27 protein-coding genes are annotated in these 26,189 nt (G+C 67.0%); 22 read left to right on the top strand and 5 right to left on the bottom strand.

The features are described 5' to 3' along the window. The first annotated feature begins 449 nt into the window (after window positions 1-449). The 10 genes from C454_RS01945 to C454_RS01990 all read left to right on the top strand — a co-directional run bounded on the left by C454_RS01945 (window position 450) and on the right by C454_RS01990 (window position 11,855). Entirely contained in the window at window positions 450-2,195 is a 1,746-nt protein-coding gene (locus C454_RS01945; protein ID WP_004972087.1) for an ABC transporter substrate-binding protein, read from the top strand. After that, window positions 2,192-3,223 carry an ABC transporter permease gene (locus tag C454_RS01950; protein ID WP_004972089.1) on the top strand — a complete coding sequence of 344 codons (1,032 nt, stop codon included), beginning with the start codon at window positions 2,192-2,194 and terminating at the stop codon, window positions 3,221-3,223. Before C454_RS01945 ends, C454_RS01950 begins: the two co-directional genes overlap by 4 nt. Then, a complete protein-coding gene (locus C454_RS01955) occupies window positions 3,220-4,119 on the top strand; it encodes an ABC transporter permease (RefSeq protein WP_004972091.1) in 900 nt (299 codons plus the stop codon). Before C454_RS01950 ends, C454_RS01955 begins: the two co-directional genes overlap by 4 nt. Beyond that, complete coding sequence (locus tag C454_RS01960; protein WP_004972093.1) at window positions 4,116-5,228, top strand: ABC transporter ATP-binding protein; 1,113 nt, start codon at window positions 4,116-4,118, stop codon at window positions 5,226-5,228. Before C454_RS01955 ends, C454_RS01960 begins: the two co-directional genes overlap by 4 nt. Then, complete coding sequence (locus C454_RS01965) at window positions 5,221-6,294, top strand: ABC transporter ATP-binding protein (protein WP_004972095.1); 1,074 nt, start codon at window positions 5,221-5,223, stop codon at window positions 6,292-6,294. The genes C454_RS01960 and C454_RS01965 overlap by 8 nt, the downstream gene beginning before the upstream one ends. Beyond that, window positions 6,291-7,382: a DUF917 domain-containing protein gene (locus C454_RS01970; RefSeq protein ID WP_004972097.1), complete on the top strand. Its 1,092-nt coding sequence runs from the start codon at window positions 6,291-6,293 to the stop codon at window positions 7,380-7,382. The genes C454_RS01965 and C454_RS01970 overlap by 4 nt, the downstream gene beginning before the upstream one ends. Beyond that, entirely contained in the window at window positions 7,375-8,919 is a 1,545-nt protein-coding gene (locus tag C454_RS01975; protein ID WP_004972098.1) for a hydantoinase/oxoprolinase N-terminal domain-containing protein, read from the top strand. The genes C454_RS01970 and C454_RS01975 overlap by 8 nt, the downstream gene beginning before the upstream one ends. Then, window positions 8,919-10,007, top strand: a complete 1,089-nt coding sequence (locus C454_RS01980; RefSeq protein WP_004972100.1) for a DUF917 domain-containing protein — start codon at window positions 8,919-8,921, stop codon at window positions 10,005-10,007. Before C454_RS01975 ends, C454_RS01980 begins: the two co-directional genes overlap by 1 nt. Further along, window positions 10,004-11,119, top strand: coding sequence for a DUF917 domain-containing protein (locus tag C454_RS01985; protein WP_004972102.1), 1,116 nt, complete (start codon window positions 10,004-10,006; stop codon window positions 11,117-11,119). Before C454_RS01980 ends, C454_RS01985 begins: the two co-directional genes overlap by 4 nt. Before the next feature lie 205 nt (window positions 11,120-11,324). Beyond that, window positions 11,325-11,855: an Lrp/AsnC family transcriptional regulator gene (locus C454_RS01990; protein ID WP_004972105.1), complete on the top strand. Its 531-nt coding sequence runs from the start codon at window positions 11,325-11,327 to the stop codon at window positions 11,853-11,855. Between the two features lie 33 nt (window positions 11,856-11,888). Here the strand turns inward: C454_RS01990 and C454_RS01995 are convergent, their stop codons facing one another. Beyond that, window positions 11,889-13,199: an aspartate aminotransferase family protein gene (locus tag C454_RS01995; protein ID WP_004972107.1), complete on the bottom strand. Its 1,311-nt coding sequence runs from the start codon at window positions 13,197-13,199 to the stop codon at window positions 11,889-11,891. Window positions 13,200-13,458: 259 nt separating this feature from the next. Between C454_RS01995 and C454_RS02000 the strand changes: the two genes are divergently transcribed. Both C454_RS02000 and C454_RS02005 read left to right on the top strand, forming a co-directional pair. Beyond that, window positions 13,459-14,838, top strand: a complete 1,380-nt coding sequence (locus tag C454_RS02000) for an NAD-dependent succinate-semialdehyde dehydrogenase (protein ID WP_004972110.1) — start codon at window positions 13,459-13,461, stop codon at window positions 14,836-14,838. A gap of 250 nt (window positions 14,839-15,088) precedes the next feature. Next, window positions 15,089-16,501: an APC family permease gene (locus tag C454_RS02005; RefSeq protein WP_004972113.1), complete on the top strand. Its 1,413-nt coding sequence runs from the start codon at window positions 15,089-15,091 to the stop codon at window positions 16,499-16,501. A 28-nt stretch (window positions 16,502-16,529) separates the two neighbouring features. Here C454_RS02005 and C454_RS02010 read toward each other — a convergent pair whose 3' ends face one another. From C454_RS02010 to C454_RS02025, 4 genes are all read right to left on the bottom strand, one after another. Continuing rightward, window positions 16,530-17,024, bottom strand: coding sequence for an Lrp/AsnC family transcriptional regulator (locus tag C454_RS02010; RefSeq protein ID WP_004972114.1), 495 nt, complete (start codon window positions 17,022-17,024; stop codon window positions 16,530-16,532). Window positions 17,025-17,149: 125 nt separating this feature from the next. Beyond that, the gene (locus C454_RS02015; protein WP_004972116.1) at window positions 17,150-17,491 is read right to left on the bottom strand and encodes a (2Fe-2S) ferredoxin domain-containing protein; all 342 of its coding nucleotides are present in this window, start codon (window positions 17,489-17,491) and stop codon (window positions 17,150-17,152) included. Then, complete coding sequence (locus C454_RS02020; protein WP_004972118.1) at window positions 17,491-18,345, bottom strand: CbtA family protein; 855 nt, start codon at window positions 18,343-18,345, stop codon at window positions 17,491-17,493. The genes C454_RS02015 and C454_RS02020 overlap by 1 nt, the downstream gene beginning before the upstream one ends. Before the next feature lie 2 nt (window positions 18,346-18,347). Continuing rightward, window positions 18,348-18,533 (bottom strand): CbtB domain-containing protein, encoded by a 186-nt coding sequence (locus tag C454_RS02025; RefSeq protein WP_004972120.1) that lies wholly within the window; start codon window positions 18,531-18,533, stop codon window positions 18,348-18,350. Window positions 18,534-18,703: 170 nt separating this feature from the next. Between C454_RS02025 and cbiT the strand changes: the two genes are divergently transcribed. The 10 genes from cbiT to C454_RS02075 are packed head-to-tail and all read left to right on the top strand — an operon-like array spanning window position 18,704 to window position 26,185. Next, complete coding sequence (gene cbiT, locus C454_RS02030; protein ID WP_004972122.1) at window positions 18,704-19,258, top strand: precorrin-6Y C5,15-methyltransferase (decarboxylating) subunit CbiT; 555 nt, start codon at window positions 18,704-18,706, stop codon at window positions 19,256-19,258. Beyond that, window positions 19,255-19,962 (top strand): cobalt-factor II C(20)-methyltransferase, encoded by a 708-nt coding sequence (locus C454_RS02035; RefSeq protein ID WP_004972123.1) that lies wholly within the window; start codon window positions 19,255-19,257, stop codon window positions 19,960-19,962. Before cbiT ends, C454_RS02035 begins: the two co-directional genes overlap by 4 nt. Beyond that, complete coding sequence (cobM, locus tag C454_RS02040; protein ID WP_004972125.1) at window positions 19,959-20,810, top strand: precorrin-4 C(11)-methyltransferase; 852 nt, start codon at window positions 19,959-19,961, stop codon at window positions 20,808-20,810. Before C454_RS02035 ends, cobM begins: the two co-directional genes overlap by 4 nt. Next, window positions 20,807-21,805: a cobalt-precorrin 5A hydrolase gene (gene cbiG / locus C454_RS02045; RefSeq protein ID WP_004972127.1), complete on the top strand. Its 999-nt coding sequence runs from the start codon at window positions 20,807-20,809 to the stop codon at window positions 21,803-21,805. The genes cobM and cbiG overlap by 4 nt, the downstream gene beginning before the upstream one ends. After that, window positions 21,802-22,659 carry a precorrin-3B C(17)-methyltransferase gene (locus C454_RS02050; protein ID WP_004972129.1) on the top strand — a complete coding sequence of 286 codons (858 nt, stop codon included), beginning with the start codon at window positions 21,802-21,804 and terminating at the stop codon, window positions 22,657-22,659. The genes cbiG and C454_RS02050 overlap by 4 nt, the downstream gene beginning before the upstream one ends. 3 nt (window positions 22,660-22,662) lie before the next feature. Continuing rightward, window positions 22,663-23,664 (top strand): precorrin-3B C(17)-methyltransferase, encoded by a 1,002-nt coding sequence (gene cobJ / locus C454_RS02055; protein ID WP_004972132.1) that lies wholly within the window; start codon window positions 22,663-22,665, stop codon window positions 23,662-23,664. Between the two features lies 1 nt (window position 23,665). Then, complete coding sequence (locus C454_RS02060) at window positions 23,666-23,920, top strand: ferredoxin (protein ID WP_004972134.1); 255 nt, start codon at window positions 23,666-23,668, stop codon at window positions 23,918-23,920. After that, complete coding sequence (locus C454_RS02065) at window positions 23,917-24,588, top strand: hypothetical protein (protein ID WP_004972136.1); 672 nt, start codon at window positions 23,917-23,919, stop codon at window positions 24,586-24,588. The genes C454_RS02060 and C454_RS02065 overlap by 4 nt, the downstream gene beginning before the upstream one ends. Beyond that, window positions 24,585-25,805, top strand: coding sequence for a CbiX/SirB N-terminal domain-containing protein (locus tag C454_RS02070; protein ID WP_004972139.1), 1,221 nt, complete (start codon window positions 24,585-24,587; stop codon window positions 25,803-25,805). The genes C454_RS02065 and C454_RS02070 overlap by 4 nt, the downstream gene beginning before the upstream one ends. A 2-nt stretch (window positions 25,806-25,807) precedes the next feature. Further along, on the top strand, window positions 25,808-26,185 hold the full coding sequence (locus C454_RS02075) for a DUF3209 family protein (protein ID WP_004972141.1): 378 nt from the start codon (window positions 25,808-25,810) through the stop codon (window positions 26,183-26,185). Window positions 26,186-26,189: the final 4 nt, after the last annotated feature.

Here is a 26,189-nt window from a genome sequence, read left to right on the forward strand (position 1 = left end):
AATAATTTTGTCCATATTTAGTCGGATATAGATTCTAAATGTACTGTTTTTCAAGTATTTATTCTAATTCAGGTATATCTCGTTTAGAAATATCAACTAGAATTTATATATACTATTTTGATAACTCTTCGTGAGAAACCAACCGATAACGGTATCCCCGGGAATCGCGACTCGTCGCGGAGACAAACGATGAGTCGCGGATGCGCGCGTGAGAGAGCAGTCGACGGCGGAGAAACCGACCCCGGTCGTTACCCGCGACAGGACGTGGTTCCGTAGAGGAGGGCGGCGTCGGTCGATTACCACTGCAAACCGAGTGGTGTGCTAGAAGACACACAACCACGTTGTTCCATATTGTTCATACAGCATTCCACTTTGAACCGAGAATATTGTTTTAGGTTACTATACGGTATCTTTATGTGCCATTGCAACTCTGTGAGAATGAGTAACGTATGTCGAGAAAAGACATCACACAGACGCGGTCGCAGGTGGGGTCGAAATCGGAGTCAATCCGCGCTCGGTTCGGAGACGCGGCGAGTCGTCGGAACTTCCTCAAGGTCCTCGGGACGGCCGGCATCGCCGGTCTCGCCGGCTGTTCCGGCGGCGGTGAGAGCTACAACGGTGAAGAGCAGACGACGGCCTCGGGCGGCGACGGCGAGGGGACGGAGACGGAGACGTCGTCCGGCGGCGACTCCGGGAGTTCGACGCTCCGCATGAGCGCGACCCAGCGCTTCGGGACGGTCGACCCCGCGAAGGGGACGGACTACACGCAGGTGCTCGCGCTGGTCAACCTCTACGACCCGCTCGTGTTCCCCGACACGGAGGGGAACCTACAGGGACACCTCGCCGAGGACTGGACCGTCTCGGACGACAACCAGACCTACACGTTCACGCTCCGCGAGGGCGCGACGTTCCACAGCGGCAACCCCGTCACGGCGGAGGACGTGCAGTTCTCTGCCGAGCGGTTCCTCGATATCAACCAGGGTTACTCGTCGCTGCTCGGGAACGTGCTCTCGAAGGAGAACGTGACCGTCGAGGACGAGCGGACCGTGTCGTTCACGCTCGACCGCGTCCACTCGCCGTTCCTCGCGACGCTCGTGTTACTGTTCGTCGTCGACAAACAGCAGGTCCTCGACAACGCCGAGGACGGCGACTTCGGCGACCGCGGCGACTACGCCCAGTCGTTCCTCAACGACAACGACGCCGGCTCCGGCCCGTACGAGCTCGCGGGCTTCGAGCGGCAGGCGCAGATTTCGTTCAGCCGCTACGCCGACTACTGGGGCTCGTTCAAAGACGGCGCGTACGACAACGTCGTCGTCCAGATCATCACCAACGACCCGACGGTTCGCTCGCTGATGAAGACGGGCGAACTCGACATGTCGAGCCAGTACCAAAGCGAGGAGACCTACGAGGCCCTCGCGGCCGAAGACGACATCCGCGTCGAGTCGGTCCCGACGGTGACGACGTTCTACTTCAAAATCAACACCCAGAAGGCCCCGACCGACGACCCCGCCGTCCGCGAGGCGATGGCCTACGGCTTCGACTACGAGACGGCGCGCAACGAAATCGCGCCGGGGTCGCTCCCCGCGCAGGGGCCGCTCCCGACCTCGTTCGGCGTCCACAACGACGACATCGTCCAGCCGACCTACGACCCCGAGAAGGCGCGGCAGATTCTCGCCGACGCCGGCTACGAGGAGGGCGACATCACCGTCCAGAACACCTACGTGAAGGACTACGGCCTCGAAGAGAAGATGGGCCTGCTCTTCCAGCAGAACATGGACGAAATCGGCATCAACGTCGAGTTGAACCCCCAGACGTGGGGGACGATGACCGAGCTCGCGACGAGCGTCGAGGGGACGCCGCACATCAACCAGGTGTTCTACGGCCCGGTGTATCCCTCGCCGGACACGGTGTTCTACAACCAGTACCACTCTGAAGCCGCCTCGACGTGGATGAGCATGGAACACCTCGAAGACGAGGCGGTCGACTCCCTCATCGACGAGGCGCGCTCGACGGTCGACGCCGACGCCCGCGCCGAACTGTACGCCGAAGTCCAAGAGCGCATCGCGAACCAGTTCCCCGCCCTGTTCATCTTCGTCCAGTCGAAGAAACACGCCTTCGCGGACGACGTGAAGGGCTACACGTTCCGGCCGTCGATGAGTTTCGACTACTGGTTCCCCGACTTCTACCAAGAATGAAGTACTGGCAGTACCTCGTGCGCCGGCTCGCGGGCATCCTCGTGAGTCTCATCGGCCTGTCGATAATCATCTTCACCACGTCACGAGTGCTCCCCGGGAACCCCGCGCGGATGGCCCTCGGCGCGCTCGCGTCGGAAGAACAGGTGCAGGCGCTCGCCGCCGAGATGGGACTGAACAAGCCGATTCCCCTGCAGTACCTCGACTACATGCGGGGGCTGCTCGTCGGCGACCTCGGGACGAGTCTCGAGACCAAGCGCGCGGTCAGCACCGACATCGTCTACTACCTGCCGGCGACGCTCGAACTCATCACGGTGTCGATGTTCCTCACCGTCGTCATCGGAATTCCGCTCGGCGTCGTCGCCGCGCAGAACAAAGACGGGCTCACCGACAACGCGACGCGACTCGTCGCGTTCTTCAGCGTGAGCGTGCCCGGCTTCTTCATCGCAATCATGTTCCAGCTGCTGTTCGGCTACCTCCTCGAGTGGCTCCCCATCACGGGGCGGCTCGGCTCGGAGTTCGGCTCGGGCGTCTCGCGGTTCACGGGCTTCCTGCTCGTGGACACCCTGCTGTCCGGGAACCTCGCGGCCCACGTCGACGCGTGGGCGCACATCATCCTCCCGGCGCTCGCGCTCTCGCTCGCCGGCATCGGACAGGTGATGCGCATCACCCGGTCGAGCATGATTGACGTGAAAGACCAGGACTACGTCGAGGCCGAGCGCGGCTTCGGCCTCCCCTCGTGGCTCGTCACGTACAAGTACACGCTCAAGAACGCGTTCATTCCGACGCTCACGATTCTGGGGCTGCTGTACGCCTCGCTTCTGGGGAACGCGTTCCTCATCGAACTCGTCTACTCGTGGCCCGGCCTCGCGTCCTACGGCGTCACCGCGGTGCTGAACAACGACTTCAACGCCGTCGTCGGCGTCACGATGACCATCGGCGTCGCGTTCGTGAGCATCAACTTCCTCGTCGACGTGCTCTTGGGTCGCGTTGACCCGCGCATCAGACTGGCGATGGAGGAGGCGACATGAGCGCCGAGTCAGCGGGCGTCCTCGACCGGTTCGTCTCGGCCGAGCGCCGCGAACTCTGGCAGCGGTCGTGGAAGCGCTTTACGAGTAGGCCGATGAGCGTCATCGGTCTCGGAATCATCATCGCCATCATCTTGCTCGCCGTCTTCGCACCCGTCGTCGCGCCGTACCCCGAACACGCCGGGAAGTTCACCGACTTCTCGAACACGCTCCAGCCGCCGAGCCTCGACCACCCGCTGGGGACCGACCACGTCGGCCGCGACGTGCTCTCGCGCATCCTCTTCGGCTACCGACTGTCGCTCATGCTCGTGGGCGTCGTCCTCGGCTTCGGCGTCCCCGTTGGCGTGCTACTCGGCCTCGTCGCCGGCTACTACGGCGGCTGGACTGAGACGATTATCATGCGGGCGACCGACACGGCGCTCGCCTTACCGCCGCTCGTGATGGCGTTGGCAATCACCTCGGCCTTAGAGCCGACGCTGACGAACGCGATGATAGCCATCGCGGCGCTGTGGTGGACGTGGCACGCCCGCCTCGTCCAGAGCATCGTCGCCAGCGAGCGCGGCGAGGAGTACGTGCAGGCCGCGAAGCTCGCCGGTGCGAGCACGCCGCACATCCTCTTCCGGGAGATTCTCCCGAACACGCTGTCGCCGATTCTGGTCAAGGTGACCCTCGACGCGGGCTTCGTCATCCTCATCGGCGCGGGCCTGTCGTTCATCGGCGTCGGCGTCCAGCCGCCCCAGCCCGGCCTCGGCACGATGGTCAGTCAAGGAACGTCTTACCTGCCCGACTCGTGGTGGGTGAGCGTCTTCGCCGGGCTCGCCATCTTCGTCCTCGTGATGGGGTTCAACATGCTCGGCGACGGGCTTCGCGACCTCTTCGACGTGGAGGTGAACCGATGAAACTCGACGAGCCGGTCGCCGAGAACCCGCTTTTGACCGTCGAGAACCTCGAAGTCGGCTTCGAGTCGTTCGACGGCTTCGCGGAGGTCATCGACGGCGTCAACCTCTCTATCGGCAAGGGCGAGGTCGTCACCATCGCCGGCGAGACCGGCTGCGGTAAGTCGGTGACGATGAAGTCCATCCTCCGCCTGCTCAACCAGCCGCCCGCCCGCGTGAACGGCGAAATCACGTTCGACGGGACGGAGCTGCTGTCGCTTTCGGACCGCGAGTTCGAGCGCGTCAAGGGCCAGCGGATGAGCCTCGTCTTCCAGGACCCGATGTCGAGTCTGAACCCGACGTTCACCATCGGGGAACAGCTCACCGACACCGCGCAGTTCGGCGGCGACAGCGACACGGGCGTCGTGGAGTTCTTCCGCCGCCGCTTCAGCGGCGAGCGCGACGAGGCGCGCGAGCGCGTCTTGGAGATGCTCCGCGAGGTCCAGATGCCGGACCCCGAGAACATCATGGACTCGTACCCGTCGCAGCTGTCCGGCGGGATGCGTCAGCGCGCGCTCATCGCGCAGGCCCTGCTGAACGAGCCGGACCTGCTCATCGCCGACGAGATCGGCACCGCGCTGGACGTGACGATTCACGACCAGATTCTCGACCTGCTGAAGGACCTCATCGAGAACCACGACCTGAGCGTCCTGATGATCACCCACAACCTCGGCGTCGCCCGACAGGTGAGCGACCGCGTGTACGTCATGTACGGCGGCCGCATCGTCGAAACCGCGCCGACAGACGAGCTGTTCGAGAATCCGAAACACCCCTACACGCAGGGGCTCATCGCGTCCATTCCGCGCCTGACGGGCGACGAGATGGCGACCGGTATCGACGGCTCGATTCCCGAGTACCTCGACCCGCCGCCGGGCTGTCGGTTCGCGCCGCGGTGTCCCTACGCCACCGCCGAGTGCGAGCAGGCCCGCCCGGAGATGTACGAGCGCGGCCCGCAGACCGGCGTCGAGTGCGTCCTCTACGACGAGGCCGTCCCGGCGTCCGAGCGGCCGACCGTCGAAGAGACCCGGAGCCACATGACCCGGCGACCGGGCAAGCAGACGGGGGGTGACTGACGTGTCCGAACCCCTGCTCGAAGTCGACGACCTCGAGAAGTACTTCCCCGTCAAAAGCGGCATCATCAAGCGCACGTCAGACTACGTGAAGGCGGTCGACGGCGTCTCGTTCGACATCGAGCGCGGCGAAACCCTCGCGCTCATCGGCGAGTCCGGGTCCGGAAAGAGCACCGTCGCCCGGACGATTATCGGTCTGACCGGCGCGACCGGCGGGACCGTCAGGTTCGACGGCGAGGACATCACGAACGCGACCGACGAGCAACTGGCTCGCCTCCGGTCGCGCGTCCAGATGGTGTTTCAGGACCCCACGTCGAGTCTGAACCCACGGCGGACCATCGGCAAGTCGCTCGCGGTCCCGCTGAAGGCCCGCGGCGTGGCGAAGTCCGACCTCCGGGAACGCGTGGTCGACCTGCTCGAACGCGTCGAGTTGAACGACGAGTACTGGAACAAGTACCCCCACGAGCTCTCCGGCGGCCAGAAACAGCGGGTGAACATCGCCCGCGCGCTCGCGGTCGAGCCGGAACTGCTCTTGCTCGACGAGCCGACGAGCGCCCTCGACGTGAGCGTGCAGGCGAAGATTATCGCGCTCCTCGAGGACTTACAGGAGGAGTTCGGGCTCACCTACCTCTTTATCACCCACGACCTCTCGTTGGTCCGCAACTTCGCCGACGAGACGGCCGTGATGTACCTCGGCGAGATTCAGGAACGCGGCCCCACGGAGGAGGTCTTCCAGCGGCCGCGACACCCCTACTCGCGGGCGCTTCTCTCCGCGATTCCCGTCACGACCGACGAGGAAGAGGCGTACAAGCCGCGGCACGAACCGCTCCGGGGCGAAATTCCGAGCCCGCGGGACGTGCCCGCGGGCTGTCGGTTCCACACGCGGTGTCCCTACGCGACGGACGCGTGTTCGACCGACGAACCGCAGTTCGTCGCGGTCGACGCCGGCCCCAGCGTCCGGTGTCACATCTACGACGAGGCGTACGCCGACGCGTTCGACGACGTGCCCGAGGTGGCCGTCGCGGCGGTCGCCGACGAGACAGTCGCATCGAACACCCACGAACCATGAAGATAACCACAGACAACATCGACGACTTCGCCACCGGCGCGACCGTCCTCGGGACCGGCGGCGGGGGCGACCCCTACATCGGGAAGCTGATGGCACAGCAGGCAATCGAAGAGCACGGCCCCGTCGACCTCATCGACCCGCGCGACGTTCCCGACGACGCGCTCGTCATCCCGAGCGCGATGCTCGGCGCGCCGACCGTGATGGTCGAGAAGATGCCGAAGGGAACCGAGGCGCTTTCCGCCTTCGAGGCGCTCGAAACGCACCTCGGACAGGAGGCCTACGCGACGATGAGCATCGAGGCGGGCGGGCTGAACAGCACCGTCCCCATCGCCGTCGCCGCCGCGCTCGGACTCCCCCTCGTGGACGCCGACGGCATGGGCCGGGCGTTCCCCGAGGTGCAGATGGTGACGCTCACGATGGGCGGCGTCAGCGCCACCCCGATGAGCATCGCCGACGAGAAGGGCAACTCGCTTCTCGTGAACACCGTCAGCAACGAGTACGCCGAGGCGTTCGCCCGCGTGACGAGCATCGAGATGGGCGGTGCGTGCATGATAGGCACCTACGCGCTCTCCGGCTCGGAGGTCCGCGAGCACGCGATTCTCGACTCGATGTCCCTCGCCCACGACATCGGCGAGTCGATTCGCACCGCCAAGCACCGCTCGCAGGACCCCGTCGAGGCGGTTCTCGACCTCACCGACGGCTACGAGCTGTTCGCGGGGAAGATAACCGACGTGGAGCGCCGAACCGAAGGCGGCTTCGCGGTCGGGGAGGCGACCCTCGACGGCATCGACGACTGCGAGGGCCGGACGTTCACCCTCGACTTCCAGAACGAGAACCTCGTCGCCCGCGACTCGGAGCGCGGCGTCGTGGCGAGCACCCCCGACCTGATTACCGTCCTGGACGCCGAGACGGGCGACCCCGTCACCACCGAGCGACTCGCCTACGGCCACCGGGTGCGGGTCATCGGGATGCCGTGTTCGCCGAAGTGGCGAACCGACGAGGGACTCGACCTCGTCGGGCCGGGGTACTTCGACTACAGCATCGACTACGAACCAATCGAAACTCTCCAGCAACCCAAACATGACTGACTACCGAATCGGAATCGACGTCGGCGGCACCAACACGGACGCCGTCGTCATGGACGGCGACGACAACCTCCTCGCGAAGACGAAGACCCCCACCACGGAAGACATCACGTCGGGCATCCTCAACGCCCTCGACGTGGTCCTCGACGACAGCGGCGTCTCCGAGGACGAACTCGACTACGTGATGCTCGGCACCACCCACGCGACGAACGCCATCACGGAGCGCCGCGGCCTCAACGAGGTCGGCGTCATCCGCATCGGCGCGCCCGCGACCCAGAGCATCCGCCCGCTCCTCGAGTGGCCCGACGACCTCGCCGAGGCAATCGGCAACAACGTCGCCATCCTCGACGGCGGCCACGAGTTCGACGGCCGACTCCTCAACGACCTCGACGAGGAGCAGGTCAGAGCGCAGGTTCGCGAGTTCGCCGACGTGGACGCCTTCGCCGTGACGAGCGTCTTCTCGCCCGTCCGCGACGACCACGAGACGCGGGTCGCCGAACTCATCCGCGAGGAGGTCGGCGACGACGTGCCCATCTCCGTCTCGAACGAAATCGGGAGCGTCGGCCTGCTCGAACGCGAGAACGCGACGGCGCTCAACGCCGCGCTCACCAGCGTCGCCTCGGAGGCCGCGAACGCCTTCGTCGACGCGATGAACGAACGCGGCATCGACGCGAACCTCTACTTCGGCCAGAACGACGGGACGCTGATGAGCGTCGACTACGCCATCCGCTACCCCATCTTCACGGTCGCCAGCGGCCCCTCGAACTCGGTTCGCGGCGCGGCGTACCTTTCGGCGGTCGAAAACGGCATCATCGTCGACGTCGGCGGCACGACCACCGACGTGGGCGCGGTCACCGAGGGCTTCCCCCGCGAGAGCAGCGTCGCCGTCGAAATCGGCGAGGTGAAGACCAACTTCCGCATGCCCGACATCATCGCCATCGGCATCGGCGGCGGCTCCATCGTCTCGACCGACGGCGGCGTCACCGTCGGCCCCCAGAGCGTCGGCTACAAGCTGACCGAGGAGGCGAAGTGTTTCGGCGGGGAGACGCTGACCGCGACCGACCTCGAAGTCGCCGCGGGCACCATCGACATCGGCTCCGAGACGCCGGACGTCGACGGTGAAATCGTCGAGGCCGCCCGCGAGTACGTCAGAGAGCGCGTCGAGCGCGAGGTCGACCGAATGAAGACGAGCGCCGAGCCGGTCCCCGTGGTCATCGTCGGCGGCGGGAGCATCCTCGTCCCCGACGACATCGCGGGCGCGAGCGAGGTCCACAAGCCCGACCACTACGAGGTCGCGAACGCCGTCGGCGTCGCCATCGCGCAGGTCTCCGGCGAGGTCGACCGCATCTACAGCCTCGACGAGATGGACCGCGAGGAGGCCATCCAGCACGCGAAAGACGAGGCCACCGACAACGCGCTTGCGGCCGGTGCGGACCCCGACAGCGTTGACATCGTCGACGTCGAGGAGGTCCCGCTTTCGTACCTGCCCGGCAACGCGGTGCGAATCAAGGTGAAGGCCGCCGGGGCGCTCGACCACTGATGACGGTCGAAATCGGCGTCGAGGAGATAGAGGACATCGCGCTCGGCGCGACCGTCCTCGGGACCGGCGGCGGGGGCGACCCCCACGTCGGCAAGCTCGTGGCGAAGCAGGCCATCGAGGAGTTCGGCCCCGTCGAACTTCTCCCCCCGGACGAACTGGACGCGGACGACTTCGTCATCCCGACCGCCCAGATGGGCGCGCCGACCGTCTCGGTCGAGAAGCTCCCCAGCGGGCGGGAAGCCGTCACTTCGATGGAGCGAATCGAGCGCGAACTCGGGAAGACCGCCGACGCGACGATGCCGATCGAGTGCGGCGGCATCAACTCGACGTTCCCCTTCGCCGTCGCGGCCCGCCGCGGCCTTCCCGTGGTGGACGCCGACGGCATGGGACGCGCCTTCCCCGAACTCCAACACGAGACGTTCAACATCTACGGCGTCAGCGGGACGCCCGCGGCCGTCAGCGACGAGCAGGGGAGCACCTGCCTCATCGAGACCGAGGACAACGACCAGTTGGAGTGGCTGGCCCGCGGCGTCACCGTCAGGATGGGCGGCGTCGCCTACGTCTCGGACTACCCGATGACCGGGACGCAGGTCAAAGAGACCGCCATCCCCGGCACGATGTCGCTCGCGAAGAACCTCGGCCGCGCGCTCCGACTCGCCGAGGACGACGCGATGAGCGCCATCCGCGAGGTGACCCGCGAGTCGATTTACGGCGAGGCGCGGTCGCTGTTCGAGGGGAAAATCGTGGACGTCCAGCGCCGCACCGAGCGCGGGTTCGTCTTCGGCCACGTCGATATCGACGGCCTCGACGGCGACGAGGGCTCGACGATGCGCATCGAGTTCCAAAACGAGAACCTCGGCGCGGCGGTCGACGGGAGCTACGTGGCGACCGTCCCCGACCTCATCACCGTCCTCGACCGCGAGACGGGCGGTCCGATTCCGACCGAGAGCCTCCGGTACGGGGCGCGGGTCCGCGTGCTCGGCATCCGGACGCCCGAGATAATGCGGACGCCGGCCGCGCTCGACGTGTGGGGGCCGGCGTCGTTCGGCCTCGAAGCGACCTACGAACCACTCGCGGACCACACATGAGTTTCGACATCCCACACCTGACGGAGGTAACGCTCGACGACCTCGAAGCGCTCGGCACCGGCGCGGGAATCCTCGGCACCGGCGGGGGCGGCAACCCCCGCCTCGGCCGCCTGCGACTCCAGACGCTCCTCGAAGACGACGCCTACCCCGACTCGGTCGAACTGGTCGACCCGCGGGACCTGCCGGCCGACGCCACCGTGGCGAGCGTCGGCGGGATGGGCGCGCCCACCATCAGCGTCGAGAAGTTCGCCGGCGGCGACGAGGAGGTGCAGTCGCTTCGGGCCATCGAGGAGCTCTCCGGCGAGACGGTCGACGCGCTCATCCCCGGCGAAATCGGCGGCGCGAACAGCATGGCCCCGCTGTGCGTGGCGGCGATGACCGACCTCCCCGTGGTCGACGCCGACGGCATGGGTCGGGCGTTCCCCGAGCTGCAGATGGACACGTTCTTCATCTACGGCACGCCCGTGAACTACGCGGCGACGACCGACGAGCGCGGCAATCAGGTCGTCTACCGGGACATCGACTCGGCCAAGCGCCTCGAAGACCTCGCGCGGGCCATCACCGTCCAGATGGGCGGCCGCTCGGGCTACGCCTTCCCGCTCATGACCGGCGAGTTCGTCTCGGAGTACGCGGTCCCCCACACCGTCTCGCTCGCCACCGAACTCGGGCGGGCGGTCGAACGCGCCCGCGACGCCGGCACCGACCCCGTCGACGCCGGCCGCGAACTCCTCGGCGGCGAGGAGCTGTTCGCCGGCAAAATCGTGGACGTACACCGGCGCAACCGCGACGGCTTCGCTCTCGGGAGCGTCACGCTCACTGGGTTGGACGAGGACGCGACTCTCGAAATCGAGTTCCAAAACGAGTTCCTCGTCGCGCGGGACGACGACGGCGAGCTTCTCACGACCGTCCCCGACCTCATCTGCCTCGTCGACACCGACACCGGCGCGCCGGTCATGACCGACGCCCTGCGGTACGGCCAGCGCGTCCGCGTCCTCGGCGTGCCCGCGCCCGAACTGCTCACGACGCCCGAGGCGCTCGACGTCATCGGCCCCGAAGCGTTCGGCTACGACATCCCCTACGACCCGCTCCCGCGGGACGAGACCGGGTGGTGACGCCGCGGTCGCCGCGGTCCCACCGCCGCCCTAACCGCTGAATCGCCCTCGGCGCCGCGTTTCGCGCGGCGTCCCGCGACCGAACCAACTCGTACCACCACCCCGCCCCGACGCGTTGACTAGCCAATTCGGCACAATTCACGTGTCGTTTTGATTCGTTTACGTCACCAGCAGTTTCAAATCGAACCCCCGAATACATCCGACCATGGAAAACCCCGACCTCACGTCCGCCGACGCCCCGTCCGACCCGAACACGCCGGAGGCGGTCCTCGAAAACTACCTCGACGAGCACGACTACGAGATATTCCGCGCGCTCAACGAGAACGGCCGCATCTCAGACACGGAGCTCGCCGAGCGCGTCGGTCTCTCCCGGACCGCGGTTCGTCGCCGCCGCGAGAAGCTTCAGGAGAGCGACGTGCTCGAAATCCTCGCGGTCATCGTCCTCCAGGAGGCCGACCTCGCCGACGCGCAGGTGCTCGTCTCGTTCAATCAGCACGTCTCTTCCGACGTGCGGACCGAGTTCATCACGATGCTCATCGACGAGGGACTCGTCTACAACACGAGTTCCTGTCTCGGCGAGTACGACCTCGTCTTCAGCGCGTGGCACACCGACCTGAACGCGCTGAAGGAGTACATCTGGGACCTCTTCGACGGCGAGGAAATCGTCGACGACTACACCATCATCCCGCTTCTGAAGACGTGGAAGGCGTGGGACAAAGAGCTGGACCGCCCCTGAATCGGTCGAGTGCGCGGTAAGGAGGACTCCTGTTCAGGTCAGGTCGTCCAGCGCGACTCGGAGCGCGTCGACGGCCTCGCCGAGTTGCGCCTGCGAAATCGTCAGCGGCGGCTGGAAGCGCATGACGTTCTTGTAGTAGCCGCCGACGCCCATGACGACGTTGGACTCCTCGCGGAGGTGCTCGCCGACCGCGGCCGCGAGTTCCTTGTCGGGCGCGGGGGCGACGTGCTGCGGGCCGGTCGTCCCCGGGTCGACGAGTTCGATTCCCTGCATCAGTCCGAGGCCGCGGGCCTCACCGACCACGTCGTAGTCGGATTCGAGCGTGGCGAGTTCGGCCGAGAGCCACTCGCCGTTCTCGCGGGCGTTGTCGATGATACCGTTCTGCAGTTCCTCGATAGTCGCCAGTGCGGCCGCGCAGGCGACGGGGTTGCCGCCGAACGTCGAGAGGTGGTCGCCGGAACCAAACGCGTCGGCGATTTCCGCGGGGGCCGTGAACGCGCCGAGGGGTAGTCCGTTGGCGATGCCCTTCGCCTGCGTCAGGATGTCCGGTTCGACGCCGAAGTGCTCGCTGGCAAACAGTTCGCCGGTGCGGCCGTAGCCGGTCTGGACCTCGTCGGCGATGAGGAGCGCGCCGTGGTCGTGGGCGATGTCCCGGACGCGCTTGAGCCACGCCTCCGAGGGGACGACGATGCCGGCCTCGCCCATGACGGGTTCGACGACGACCGCCGCGAGGTCGCCGCTGGTGTGCGAGCCGATGACCCGTTCGAGCGCGTCAGCGCAGTCCGCGCCGCAGGTGTCGCCGTCGCAGCGGGGACAGCGGTAAGCGTACGGCGGCGCGGTGTGAGCCACGTCGTTAATCGTCGGGGCCATGTCCTGCTTGTAGGCCCTGTTGCCGGTGAGCGCGAGGCTTCCGAGGGTGCGGCCGTGGAAGCCCATCTCCAGCGAGATGACCTCCTTGGAGCCGGTGTACTTCCGGGCGAGCTTGATGGCCCCCTCGACCGCCTCGGTGCCGGAGTTACAGAAGAAGGACTTCTGGAGGTCGCCCGGCGTCACCTCGGCGATGGTCTCCGCGAGGTCGGCCACCGGCCGGTTGGGGTGGACGTACGAACAGCCGTGGACGAACTCCTCTAACTGCTCGGTCGCGGCCTCGACGACGGCCTCGTTGTTGTGTCCGACGTTCGTCACCGAGATGCCGGAGAACACGTCGAGGTACTCGTTGCCGTCGAAGTCCTCGAGGGTGCAACCGGACGCCCGTTCGACCGGGACGTTCAGCGATTTCCAAATCGGCATGAGGTAGTCGTCGTACGCCGCCTCGACCGACGAGTTCGTCGTCCGTTCTCTCATGAACACAAGTTCTAAACTGAATCCTAATAAATTATACTGTGTAGGACAAAGTCCAAATTTAGACATCATCTTCGGTCGCAAGACGGTCGCACGGAACTCGAACGTGGCTGGATACCTCGTACTCGACTCCGTTCGCCACCGATGGCGTGTTGAACACAGTCCAAATAATCTCACCCTACTGGAACATTTATCAACATCTGGGACGACAGTCGGGGCAAGCGGGAGTCGCGAGCGACCGCCGCGCTCCCGAGAGCCGACCATGAAATCCATCAACCCCGCAACCGAGGAAGTCATCGAGACGCACGAGGAACACGACGAGGCGACGGTCGACGCGCGCTTGGACGCCGCGTGGGACCGGTTCGAATCGTGGCGCGAGACCCCGATTTCGCGGCGCGAGAAGTTGCTCGCGTCCGCGGCCGACGTGCTGCGCGAGCACAGCGAGGAGTACGCGAGCCTGATGACAGAAGAGATGGGCAAGCCCATAGAGCAGGCGGTCTCCGAGGTCGAAAAGTGCGCGTGGGTCTGCGACTACTACGCCGAACACGCCTCGGAGTTCCTGCAGGACGAGCACATCGGCACCGTGCCGGGGTCGAAAACGTACGTCTCCTACGAGCCCATCGGCCCGGTGCTCGCGGTGATGCCGTGGAACTTCCCGTTCTGGCAGGTGTTCCGGTTCGCGGCCCCGCACATCACCGCCGGCAACGTCGCCGTGCTCAAGCACGCGCCGAACGTCTTCGGCTGTGCCGACGCCATCGCCTCCGTCTTCGAGCGGGCGGGCTATCCCGACGACGTGTTCACCTCGCTGCAGATTCCCGCCGAGCGCGTCGCCGGCGTCATCGAAGACGACCGGGTTCGGGGCGTGAGTCTGACCGGAAGCACCCGCGCTGGACGGGCCGTCGCGGAGACGAGCGGCCGCGAACTCAAGCCGACGGTGCTCGAACTCGGCGGGAGCGACCCGTTCATCGTCCTCGACGACGCGCCGCTCGAAGCGACCGCGAAGCAGGCCGCGCGGGCGCGAACGCAGAACAACGGCCAGTCCTGCATCGCCGCGAAGCGCTTTCTCGTCCACGAGGGAGTCTACGACGAGTTCGTCGAACGCTTCACCGAGGAGATGCGCGCGCTGACCGTCGGCGACCCGACGGACCCCGGAACTGACGTGGGGCCACAGGCGCGGGCGGACCTCATGGAGACGCTCCACGAGCAGGTCACGGCGTCCGTCGAGGCCGGCGCGACGCTCCGACTCGGCGGCGAACCGCTGGACCGACCCGGCCACTACTACCCGCCGACGGTGCTGACCGACGTGCCCGACGACGCGCCCGCGAGGACCGAGGAACTGTTCGGTCCCGTCGCCACCGTCATCGAAGTCGAAGACGAGACGGAGGCGATTCGCGTGGCGAACGACACGCCCTACGGCCTCGGCGCGAGCGTCTGGACGGCCGACGCCGAACGCGGCGAGGCGCTCACGACGAAGCTCACCGCGGGTAACGTCGCCGTCAACCACATCGTCGCGTCGGACCCGCGAGTCCCCTTCAGCGGGACGAAAGATTCGGGCTACGGGACGGAACTCTCCCGACACGGGATTCGGGAGTTCGTCAACACGAAGACGGTCTGGGTCGAGGACGCGCCCGCCGACGAGTAACCGGCCCAGTCCCCGGCGCAACGACCGCGACGACACCTGCGACGATACCCGGAAGGCGAATCGAGCGCGGACGCTTTTTTTCGGTTCTGCGAGTTGACTACCGTTCGAACCGCCGGCCGTTTGGCGATTTTCCGGTGAATCGGCGGCCAGTTTGTCGTCCCAGACCATGATTCCTTATTGAACTGTGTTCCTTATTTCCTCTAAAAATTGAACACAGTAAGATATATAGTGGGTAAGTTAGAATGTGGTGATGTCAATCATAACCATGACAGGAGAACTCTCACGCGTCCTCTCGAAGCGCGACGTGTTCGTGCTCGCACTCGGGGCGATGATCGGATGGGGTTGGATCGTACAGACGGGGTACTTCATCGACCAGAGCGGGGTCACCGGCGCGATTTCGGCGTTCATCCTCGGCGGGTTCATGGTGTCCGTCGTCTCGCTCATCTACGGCGAACTCGCCTCGGCGATGCCCTTCGTCGGCGGCGAACACGTCTACAGCATGCGGGCGTTGGGGCCGGCCGGCTCGTTCGTCTGCACGTGGGCGATAATCTTCGGCTACATCAGCGTCGTCGCGTTCGAGGCGGTTGCGCTCCCGAGCGCCCTCGCGTACATCGTCCCCGGCTTCAACGTGTTCGAACTCTGGACGGTCGCCGGCCAGCCGGTCTACGGCACGTGGGTGGCGACGGGCGTCATCGGCTCCGTGGTCATCACGTACCTCAATTACCGGGGGGTCCGCCCGGCCGCGCAGTTCCAGGCGATTCTCGCGCTCGTCATCACGCTGTCCGGCCTGACGCTCCTCCTCGGCGCGCTGTTCAACGGCACCTCGCCGTCGTCGCCGCCGCTCGCGGGAGCCGGCATCGGCGGCGTGTTCACGGTCGCCATCATGACGCCGTTCATGTTCGTGGGCTTCGACGTGATTCCGCAGGCCGCGGGCGAGGCCGACGTGTCGCCGAAGGTCCTCGGCGGACTCATCGGGCTCTCGGTCGCCTGCGCCGCCGCGTTCTACATCGCCGTCATCTGGGCGGCCGGACAGGTCGCCACGGGCGCGACGCTCGTCGAGAGCTCGCTCCCCGCGGCGACGGCGATGGAAATCGCGTTCGACAGCGTGACCATCGGCCGCATCATGGCGCTGGCCGGCCTCGCGGGCATCCTCACGAGCTGGAACGGCTTCGTCCTCGGAGCCAGTCGCGCCATCTACGCGATGGCCGACTCGAACATGCTCCCCGAGACGCTCGCGACGATTCACGACGACCACGACACGCCGTCGACCGCAATCGTGCTCGTCGGCGGCCTCGCGGCGCTCGCACCCCTGTTCGGCGAGCAGATGCTCGTGTGGGTCGTCAACGCCGGCGGCCTCGGCATGGTGACGGCGTGGCTCCTCGTCGTCGTCTCGTTCCTCGTGCTCCGGTACCGCGACCCCGACTTCGACCGGCCGTTCAAGCTCCCGGCGGGATACGCGGTCGGCGCGCTCGGCCTACTGCTGACGGTGTTCTTCGTCGGGCTCTACCTCCCCGGTTCGCCCTCGGCGCTGGCGTGGCCCTACGAGTGGGCGATGGTCGGCGGCTGGTGCCTGCTCGGCGTCGTCCTGCTGGCCGTCGCCGGCGGGCTCCCGACCCGGACGGAGGCGAAAGCGCACCTGAGCGCCCAGCAGCTCGAAGACTAATCCGTTCGCGGAGCCGACGAGAACCGCGTTACGACACGTCGGGAAGCAGCGCGTCTTTCAGTTCTTCGAGTTCGTAGTCGTTCAGCGGGTTCGGCTCGTCTTTGATGGTCGTGATGACGAACGTCGAACTCGTCCGCGAAATCTCGTCTATCTCCTCGAACTCCGAGATGAGGTCCTCGACCATCCCGCGCGAGGCGAGGTGCGAAATCAGGACGAAGTCGGTGTCGCCGAGCGTGAAGTACACCTGGTTGACGCCGGGCACCTCGCCGAGTTTGTCGCCGACCTCCTTGTGGTACTCCGAGCCGTACTCCGCCCAGACCTCGGTGATGAGCGTGAGGTTCAGCCCGGCCTTCTCGAAGTCGATGTCGAAGATGTCGTTCTTGATGATGCCCTGTTCTTGGAGCCGTTCGAGGCGGTAGTGAACGGTCGACTTCGGGATGCCGGTCTCCTCGGTTATCCGGTCGGGACTCCCCGATTCGAGCGTCCCGATGGCCTTGAGGATTCGAAGGTCCTTCTCGTCCATGAACCGTAATCAGAAGTGCAACGATATTATTGTTCTGCGTCCAATCCCCGCTTCGTCACGGAGATAGCGGCAAGACGGCGGTGAGAAGGGCGCGGCGCAGACGCCGGAGGTCGTCGCCGAGGCGGTCAGCGGTCGGGTCGAACGCCGAGGTTCGACGCGTCGGGACCGAACTCGTCGGCCAACAGCGCCGGTACGTCGTCCGGACGAACGTCCGAGTACCACCGGTTTCGCGGGTGGATGGCGACCGCGGCCCCCTCGGCGCTACAGAGTCCGAGACAACTCGTTTCGGCGACGTGGACCCGCGACCAGAAGACGCCACGGTCGCGCAACCACGAGGTCACCGCGTCGTACACCGCCGTGCCGTCGGCCTCGGCGCAGTCGGCGTAGTCGGACTCTCGGCTGTTCGTGCAGACCAGCACGTGGTCGGTGAAGCCGTGCTCGCGGACCTCGTCGGTTCGGTCGCGCATCAGTCGGCCGCGGGAGCCGAGTCCCGGCCCGCAATCGGGGTCGCCGACTCGGACTCGCCCGCCGACCGAAACTGGGCGTGCGCCGCCGCGAGAACCAGCCACAGGAGGAGCTGTCCGAACGCGAACAGTCCGGCGAGTCCGGTTTCGAGCGTCGGCGACAGCGCCCCGTGAACCGCGTTTTCGGGGGCGACGACGGCGACGGCCGCGAGCAGACCGAACGGAACGACCGCACCGACGACGGCCGCGACGAGGCCGCTCGACTCGCGCAGGCGGGCGTAGGCGTAACCGGCCGAGAGACAGGCGAGCGCCCCGGCGAGCATCATCCCGGCGTAGAGCGGGAGCCGCGTCGCCACCGAAAGCGACTGCTCCGCGCCCGGCGCGGCCGGCGGGAGGACCAGCCACGGCGCGCCCGAGACGGTGACGAACCCCGCGAGCCCCATCAGGTAGCTCCTCGTGGCGTCTGGACCGGGAATCGCCGGTTCGAGGAAGAAGAACGCGACCCCGAAGAACGCGCCGCCGAGCACGACGCCCCACAGCCCGCCGGCCGCGACGCTCACGGCCTTCGTGACCGCCATCGACACCGCGGTGTCGTGATGGCCGCCGCCTTCGCCGGCGTGCGAGTCACCGGAGTCGTGGCTGTGAGCGCCGTCGGTCTCGTGGCTGTGAGCCCCCTCCGAATCGTGGCTGTGGGCGCTCTCCGCCTCGTGACCGTGACCGCTCTCCTCGACGGCGGCGTGGTTCAGTTCGTCCGCGTAGGCGACGAGGGGGTTGGCGACGACGGCCATGAACAGGCCGAACACCAGTCCGGCGACCAGCCCCGCCTTCACTCCCCGCGTCAGGTACTCGGCGAACATCGTCAGTGGCAGGCGATACCGGCCGCGTGGCGGAAGTTGTGCAGCGAGTCGTGGACGAGCGGGTCCTGCACGAACAGGAGCGTAAAGCCCAGCGCGGCGATGAAGAGGGCTCCCGCGGCCATCTGCGTGGGAGCCAGTTCGGTTCGGGCGCGTTCGATTCGACCGTTGACGGTGTTCGCCGTAGCCATGGTAAACTCAGATTGATGAAAACCAAGTTTGATTGTAAAACTTTCGAAGACAAGCCAGATTGTGTTTCAGCAACTGAAATTTAATAACTCGGCGGGTCGATTTTATGAAAGTTGATTTGCTGTACTCCAAGCACAATTGTTTTCAAACCGCGCCCGGATTGTCGAGTCGAATGTCACAGGTAACGCTCCCGCACGACGCCAAGGCGGGACCCACGAAACCGGAGGTGAGAGCGGTCACGCTCGACAAACTCGGCTTGCGGCCGACGGACCACTTCGTCGACGTCGGCTCCTGTACCGGCTCGGTCACCATCGAGGCGGCCCGGCGGGCCGAGCGCGTGACCGCCGTCGAACGGAAACCGAAGCGGCTGGACGTGACGCGGAAGAACCTCGGGGCGAACGACTACGACGCCGACGTGACGCTCCGCGAGGCGGAGGCCCCCGAGGGGCTTCCGGCCGACGCCGACGCGATGTTCGTCGGCGGGAGCCGGAACTTCGAGGCCGTCCTCGACCACGCCGTCGAGACCGGCGTGGACCGAGTCGTGATGAACGTCTCGCGGGTCGAACCAGCCGGCGACGCCATCGAGGCGTTCCGCGAGCGCGACCTGCTCTCGGAGGTCGTCCAGTTGCAGGTGAGCCACGGCTACGAACTCGCCGGCGCGACGAGTTTCCGGTCGAACAACCCGGTCTACGTCGTCGTCGGTCGGCGGGGCGCGGAGGGGCTATGACCGTCTACGGCATCGGCCTCGGCCCCGGCGACGCCGACCTCGTGACCGTCAAGGGGAAACGCCTGCTCGAATCGGCGGCGGTGGTCTACTCGCCCGGCCGACTCTCGCGGACGGTCGCGCTGAACCACGTCCCCGAGGAGCGCATCGGCGACCTCGACTTCCCGATGACGCGCGACCCCGACGAACTCCGCCGCGCGTGGAAGGAGGCCGCCGCCGAGGTGGCCGCCCGCGCCGACACGGAGGACGTGGCGTTCGTGACCCTCGGCGACCCCAACGTCTACTCGACGTTCGGACACCTCCGCCGCACCCTCGACGCGTTCCACCCCGAGGTGGACCTCGAAGTCGTCCCCGGCGTGAGCGCGATGACAGCCTTCACGACCGCGCTCGGCGTCGAAATCGAGTCCGGAACCGGGCTCGCGCTCCGCGAGGCCGCGAACGGCTCCGCGCCGACCGGCCCCGACCGCATGGTGCTGTTCAAGGTCACCGACGCGCCGGCGACCCACGAGAAACTGACCGAGGCGGGCTACGACGTTCGGTTCGGCCGCCGCCTGTTCATGGAGCAGGGCGAGACGGTCGTCACCGACGACCCCGACGAACTCGCGGAGCGCGACTACTACACGCTGGCCTACGCGGAGCGCGAGGGCGTCGAGCGCGACGTGGCGACCGCCGCGTTCGACGGCGTCGAATCGGGGGGGTCGGCGTGAGCGCCGACGGCGACGCGGACACCGGCTTCACCGACGAGGAGGGGATTCCCTTCGTCGGCGCGGGACCGGGCGACCCGGACCTGCTCACCGTCGCCGGAAGAAAGCTCGTCGAGGACGCCGACCTCGTGGTTCACGCGGGGTCGCTCGTCAACAGCGAACTCTTAGACGAGTTCTGCGCCGACGCCGAGCGAGTCAACAGCGTCGGCAAGGACCTCGAAGAGCTGATTCCGCTGATGGCCGACGCCTACGAGTCGGGCCGAACCGTCGTCCGACTCCACAGCGGCGACCCGGCGATTTACGGGGCCGCCTTGGAGCAGATGGACGCGCTGGCCGAGGCGGGCGTTCCGACGTATCTCGTCCCCGGCGTCACCTCGGCGTTCGCCGCGAGCGCGACGCTCCGAACCCAGTTGACGCTGAACGAGGTCTCGAACCACGTCGTCTTCACTCGACCGCAGGGTCGGACGCTCTCGCCCGAGGAGGACCACATCGGCGACTTCGTGGGCTTCGGCGACACCACGGTCTGCATCTACCTCGGGACCCACGCCGTCGCCGAGACGATGGACCGACTGCTGGACGAGGGTCACGACCCCGACACGCCCGTCGCGGTCGTCTACCACGCCTCGTGGCCTGACGAAGACGTTATCGAGGGAACCATCGAGACCATCGGCCAGCGGGTCGAAGACGCGGGCTACCGCGCCTCCGCGCTCGTCATCATCGGCGAGGCGGTGACCGGCTCGGACTACGAGCGGTCGTTCCTCTACGGCGACTGGGCCCGCGGCGGCGACGCGCCGAACGACGAACCAGATTCCGATTCCGACTCCGAAGCGCAGGAGCGTGATGCGCAATGAGCGACGCAGACTCCAACACCAACTCCAACTCCGACGCCGACTCTGATTCCGGAAGCGGCCACTGTAGTACCCCCGACAGCGACGGCGAGGTCGCGGACGAAATCGCCATCGTCAGCTTCGAGCGAAAGCTCGACACGGCGGAGGAAATCAAGCGGGACCTCGCGGACGACTACGACCGGATAGACGTTCTCACCTACCACGGCGACGTGTTCGCCGACCACTGGGGCGAGTACGACTGCTTCGTCGGCCTCATGGCCAGCGGCATCGCCATGCGGAAGACCGCCGGCCTCCTCGACGACAAGTGGGAGGACCCGGCGGTCGTCGTCGTCGACGAGGAACTGACGTGGGCGATTCCGCTCACCGGCGGCCACCACGGCGCGAATCAGGTCGCCCACGACCTCTCGAAACTCGGGGCCGTCCCGGCGATGACGACGGCCTCGGAGGCCGCGGGCAAACAGGGCGTCGAGAGCAAGGCGAAGGCGCTCGACTCCCACGTCGTCAACGGCGATTCGACCGTGGCGACGAACCTCGCCGTCCTCAACGACGAACTCGGCCCCGTCGCCCGACTCGACGGTCCGAAGGCGGTCCTCGTCGGCGACGACGTGACGGTCCTGAAACGAAACGGCGACGACGGCGTCGTCCTCGGGACCGGGAGCGTCTCCGGCGCGAAGAAAGCGCAGTTCCTGACGGCGTGGGAACGGGCGCTCGACGACGCCGACCGCGACTTCGACGACGTGGAGTTCGTCGCCACCGGCACGCGAAAGGCGGACGAACCCGGCATGCTCGACGCCGCCGAGGAAATCGGCGTGGGCGTCGTCTACTTCGAAAAGGAGACCCTCACCGAGTTCGAGGGACCGACGCCCTCGCGGTCGAAGGAACTCATCGGCTGGCCCGGCATCGCCGAGGCGAGCGCCATCGCCGGCGGCCGCGACCACGAACTGGTCGTCGAAAAGCGGCGCTACGACGACGCCGTGACCGTGGCGGTGGGACGATGAGCGACGGCGGCGGACCGGCGTCCGGCTCCAGCGACCGCAACGAAGTACCCGACGACTACGGGACGCTCTACGTCGTCGGCATCGGCCCCGGTCTCCCGGACCACATGACGAAGCGGGCGAAGGAACTCGTCTCGACGTCGGACTGCGTCGTCGCGTCGAACCTCTATCAGGAGTTCCTCCGCGACGACGGAACGCTCCCGCCGGAAGAAAGCGATGAGGGGCCGGAGGTCGTCCGCTCGTCGATGGGAAAGCAGGTCGAACTGACCCGCGAGGCGTTCGAGCGCGTCCGAAACGGCGAGGACGTGGTCCACGTCTCCGGCGGCGACCCGAACGTCTACGGGAAGTCCGACCTCGTGTTCACGATGGCGAAGACGGACGAGGCGACCGACGTGCCGATCGAAATCGTCCCCGGCGTCACCGCGGCGCTCGGCGGCGCGGCCATGATGGGCGCGCCGCTGTCGAACGACTTCTGTACGGTCTCGCTGTCCGACAAGTGGCGCGGCTGGGACGAGATCGAGGAGAAACTGCGCGCGGCCGCCATCAGCGGCTTCGTCATCGTCCTGTACAACTGCTGGCGGAACTACGAACGCGCCATCGACGTGGTCCGCGAGGAGCGCGCCGACGACGTGCCGGTCGGTATCTTCAACGACGCCGGCCGGGGCGAGGCCGGCCGCAATCTGGACGACGAGACGTTCTCGGTGACGACCCTCGGCGACGCGAAAGCCCACGACGACGACGTGGGCGGGATGGGAACCTCGATTCTCATCGGCACTCACGAGACCGAACCCTGGAGCAACGACTACGAAACGTACCTCGTCACGCCCCGCGGCGGGCGCGACGTCGACGACTTCTAACGCATGAGCAAATCAGACACGGAATCCGAATCGAAGTGCGGCGGAGCGAAGACCGAGACCGAGACGACGACAAAAGCGGACACGGAGGCCGAGGACACGCCCTCGAAGTGCGGCGCGTCGTCCTCGAAGGCCGACGGCGAGTCATCCTCGAAGTGCGGCGGCGGGTCGGGCGGGTCGAAGAGGGAACAGACCGCGGAGAAGGTCGAAGCAACCATCGAGGACTTCGACGGCGAACCGGGCCAACTCGTCGCCGTCGGCCTCGGACCCGGTCGCGCGAGCGAGATGACCACGCTGGCGAAAGACACCCTCCGCGAGGCCGACCACATCGTCGGCTACACGACCTACATCGAACTCCTCCCCGACGACATCGTCGAGGACGCCGAGGACATCTACTCGACGCCGATGTGCGGCGAGGTCTCCCGGACCGAGGAGGCGGTCGACCGAACGCTCGCCGGCAACGACGTGGCAATCGTCGGAAGCGGCGACCCCAACGTGTACGCGCTGGCCGGCCTCGCGCTCGAAATCCTCGAATCGAAGGGCGCGACCGCGAGCGTGGTCGACTTCGACGTGGTCGCGGGCGTCCCGGCGGCGCAGTCCTGCGCGGCCCGGCTGGGCGCGCCGCTCGTCAACGACACCGTGACCATCAGCCTCTCGGACCACCTGACCTCGATGCCGACCATCGAGTCGCGACTCCACACGGCCGCCAAGGAGGGCTTCACCATCGCCATCTACAACCCGTGGAGCCGCAAGCGCCGGTCGAACTACGAGAAGTGCTGCGAGATTCTCCTCGAACACCGCGCGCCCAACACGCCGGTCGGCATCGTCCACGGCGCGGGCCGCGACGACGAGGAAGTCGAAATCGTCGAACTCCGCGAACTGCCCGACCTCGGCGAGACCGACCTCGTGGACATGACGACGACGCTGCTTGTCGGCAACGAGGAGACCTACGTCTGGGACGACCGGATGGTGACGCCGCGAGGCTACGAGCAGAAGTACGAGTACTGAGATGTTCGAAATCGCAATCGACCGAGACGCCTGCGACGGCATCTTCGCCTGTCTCGCCCGCGACGGGCGGTTCGTCGAGGACGACGACGGCCTCGCCACGATCGACCCCGACGCGGCGGGCGTCGTGCGCGTCAAGCGCACCGACGAACGCGTCGTCGCTCTCCTCGAAGGAGACGCCGAGGCGGACGAAGACGCGGCGCTCGCGGCCCGAGCCTGTCCGCCCGGCGCGATTTCGGTCCGGGAGGTGGACGCGTGAGCGACGTCGGCGTCGACCCCGCGGACGACCTCCTGGAGAGCGCGCCCGAGACGGCCTACCTGTGGGGCCACGTCGCCGGCGGCGGCCGCGTCGAGCCGGGGCAGTTCACGGCGCTGACGAACGACGAGACCTGCGCGAACCGCCTCGCGGCCATCGCCGGCGGCGGCGACATCGACCGCCGGGAGACGGAACGAGAATACGCGCACAACACCGCCGTCACCCGCGTCAAAGACGAGTACCACGTCATGGTCGAAGGCGACGTGGTCAGAAGCGCGAGCGCCGCGTTCGGCCTCCCCGTCGGCGACGACGCCGGCGGCTACCGCTTCGACGCGTTCGAAGACCGGCGAAAACAGCTCCTTCGGGGGCTCCTCGAATCCTGCGGGACGGTCTGTTTCAAGTCCTCGGCGGGGACGGTCGGCATCTCGTTCGTCCACGACGACCGGGCGCTCCTCGAAACCGCGGACCGACTGCTCGACGCCTGCCCCGCTGACGCGCCGACCGGCCCGATTCAGGAGACCTCGTCGGGCGGCCACTGGTTCGGTATCGACGACGACGCGGCCGCCGGCTTCGGCGAGTGGGTCTACGAGGGCAGCGACGGGACGAGCCTGTTCGCGCCGACGCGGCGGCGAAAGCTCGTCCGCAGTCTCGAAGAGGCCGAGAACGCATGAGCCTCGAACGGCCCGACCCGGCGCTCGACGACGACGCGGTGCTCCTCGTCGGCCACGGCTCGCGCCGCGAGGCGTCCAACGAGCAGGTGCGGACGCTCGCGGCGAAGTTGGAGTCGCGGCTGTCGGTTCCGGTCGACGCGGCGTACATCGAACTCGCCGAGCCGTCGATAGACGACGCAATCGAGTCGCTGGCACCGACCTGCCGGACGATGACCGTCGTCCCCCTCTCGCTTTTCGCCGCGAGCCACGTGAAAAACGACGTGCCGCTGGCGGTCCAGCGGGCCCGCGCGACCCACGACGACACCGAGTTCCGGTTCGGGTCGCACCTCGGCATCCACCCCTCGCTCGTGGACCTGCTGGACGAGCGGGCGCGGGCGGTCGAGTCCGACCTCGGCGTCGACCGCGAGGACGACGACGTGGCGGTCGTGCTCTGCGCCCGCGGGTCGAGCGACCCCGACTCGAACGGCGACGTGCACAAACTGGCGCGCCTGCTGTACGAGGGCCGCGGGTTCACCCGCGTCGAATCGGCGTTCATCGGCGTCACCACGCCCCGGTTGGAGGAGACGCTTCACACCGTCGCCAAGGACCGCCCGGACGCGGTCGTCGTCCTCCCGTACATGCTCGGCGACGGCGTGCTGACGGGGCGAATCGTGGACACGGCCGAGACGTTCGACGAGGAGTACCCCTACGTCGACGCCGGCGCGTCGGGACCGCTCGGCGCGGACGACCGGGTGGTCGAGACGCTCGCCGACCGGTATCGAGAGGCCCGCTCCGGGAGCGTCGAGATGTCCTGCGACACCTGCAAGTACAAGGTCGAACTCGCCGGCTACGAGGACGACGAGGGCGGCGCGCGCGCGATGCTCCGCTCGCTCGTCCATCAGGCCGAACACGCCGACCGAACCGACGTGGACGACGACCCGCACGTCCACGACGCCCCCGAGAAACACGTCGCGGTCTGCACGAACCAGACCTGCGCCGCCAGCGGCGCGGCGACCGTCCTCGAAGAGCTCAGACAGGGCGTGCGCGACGCCGATGACTGCGACGTGCACGTCTCGCGGAGTTCGTGTCTCGGCCAGTGCGGCGACGGCCCGATCGTCGCCGTCTACCCCGACAGCGTCTGGTACGGCGGCGTGACGCCCGACGACACCGACCGCATCGTCTCGTCCCACCTCGAACGGGACCGCATCGTCTCGAACCTCGTCCACCAATCACTCTAACCATGGCCTGCGCAGAACTCGAAGCGCTCCGACTCGCGCTGTTGAACATCACCGGAACGACCGACGAACACGCGAAGCGACACGCCGAAGCCGAACTCGAAGACTACCTCGACGACCCCGGCCCGATTCAGGCGCTCGCGAACGCGACCACCCTCGACGAGGCCCAGCGGCATCTCGACGCCGCGCTCGTCGACCTCGAAGAGGAGGCGACGCGAATCGACGAGGACGACCCGCAATCGGGCTACCTTCGGGGACGGCTCGTCGCCGTCCGCGACGCCGAGCGGTCGCTTCGCCGCATCCGCGAGGGAGCCGATGCGTTCCTCGACGACCTCGGAGAGGCGCACCACACGCTCCACGACGCCTTCCCCGTCGAGGACTGAGTCC

It is taken from the genome of Haloferax gibbonsii ATCC 33959 (assembly GCF_000336775.1).
GTDB lineage: Archaea > Halobacteriota > Halobacteria > Halobacteriales > Haloferacaceae > Haloferax > Haloferax gibbonsii.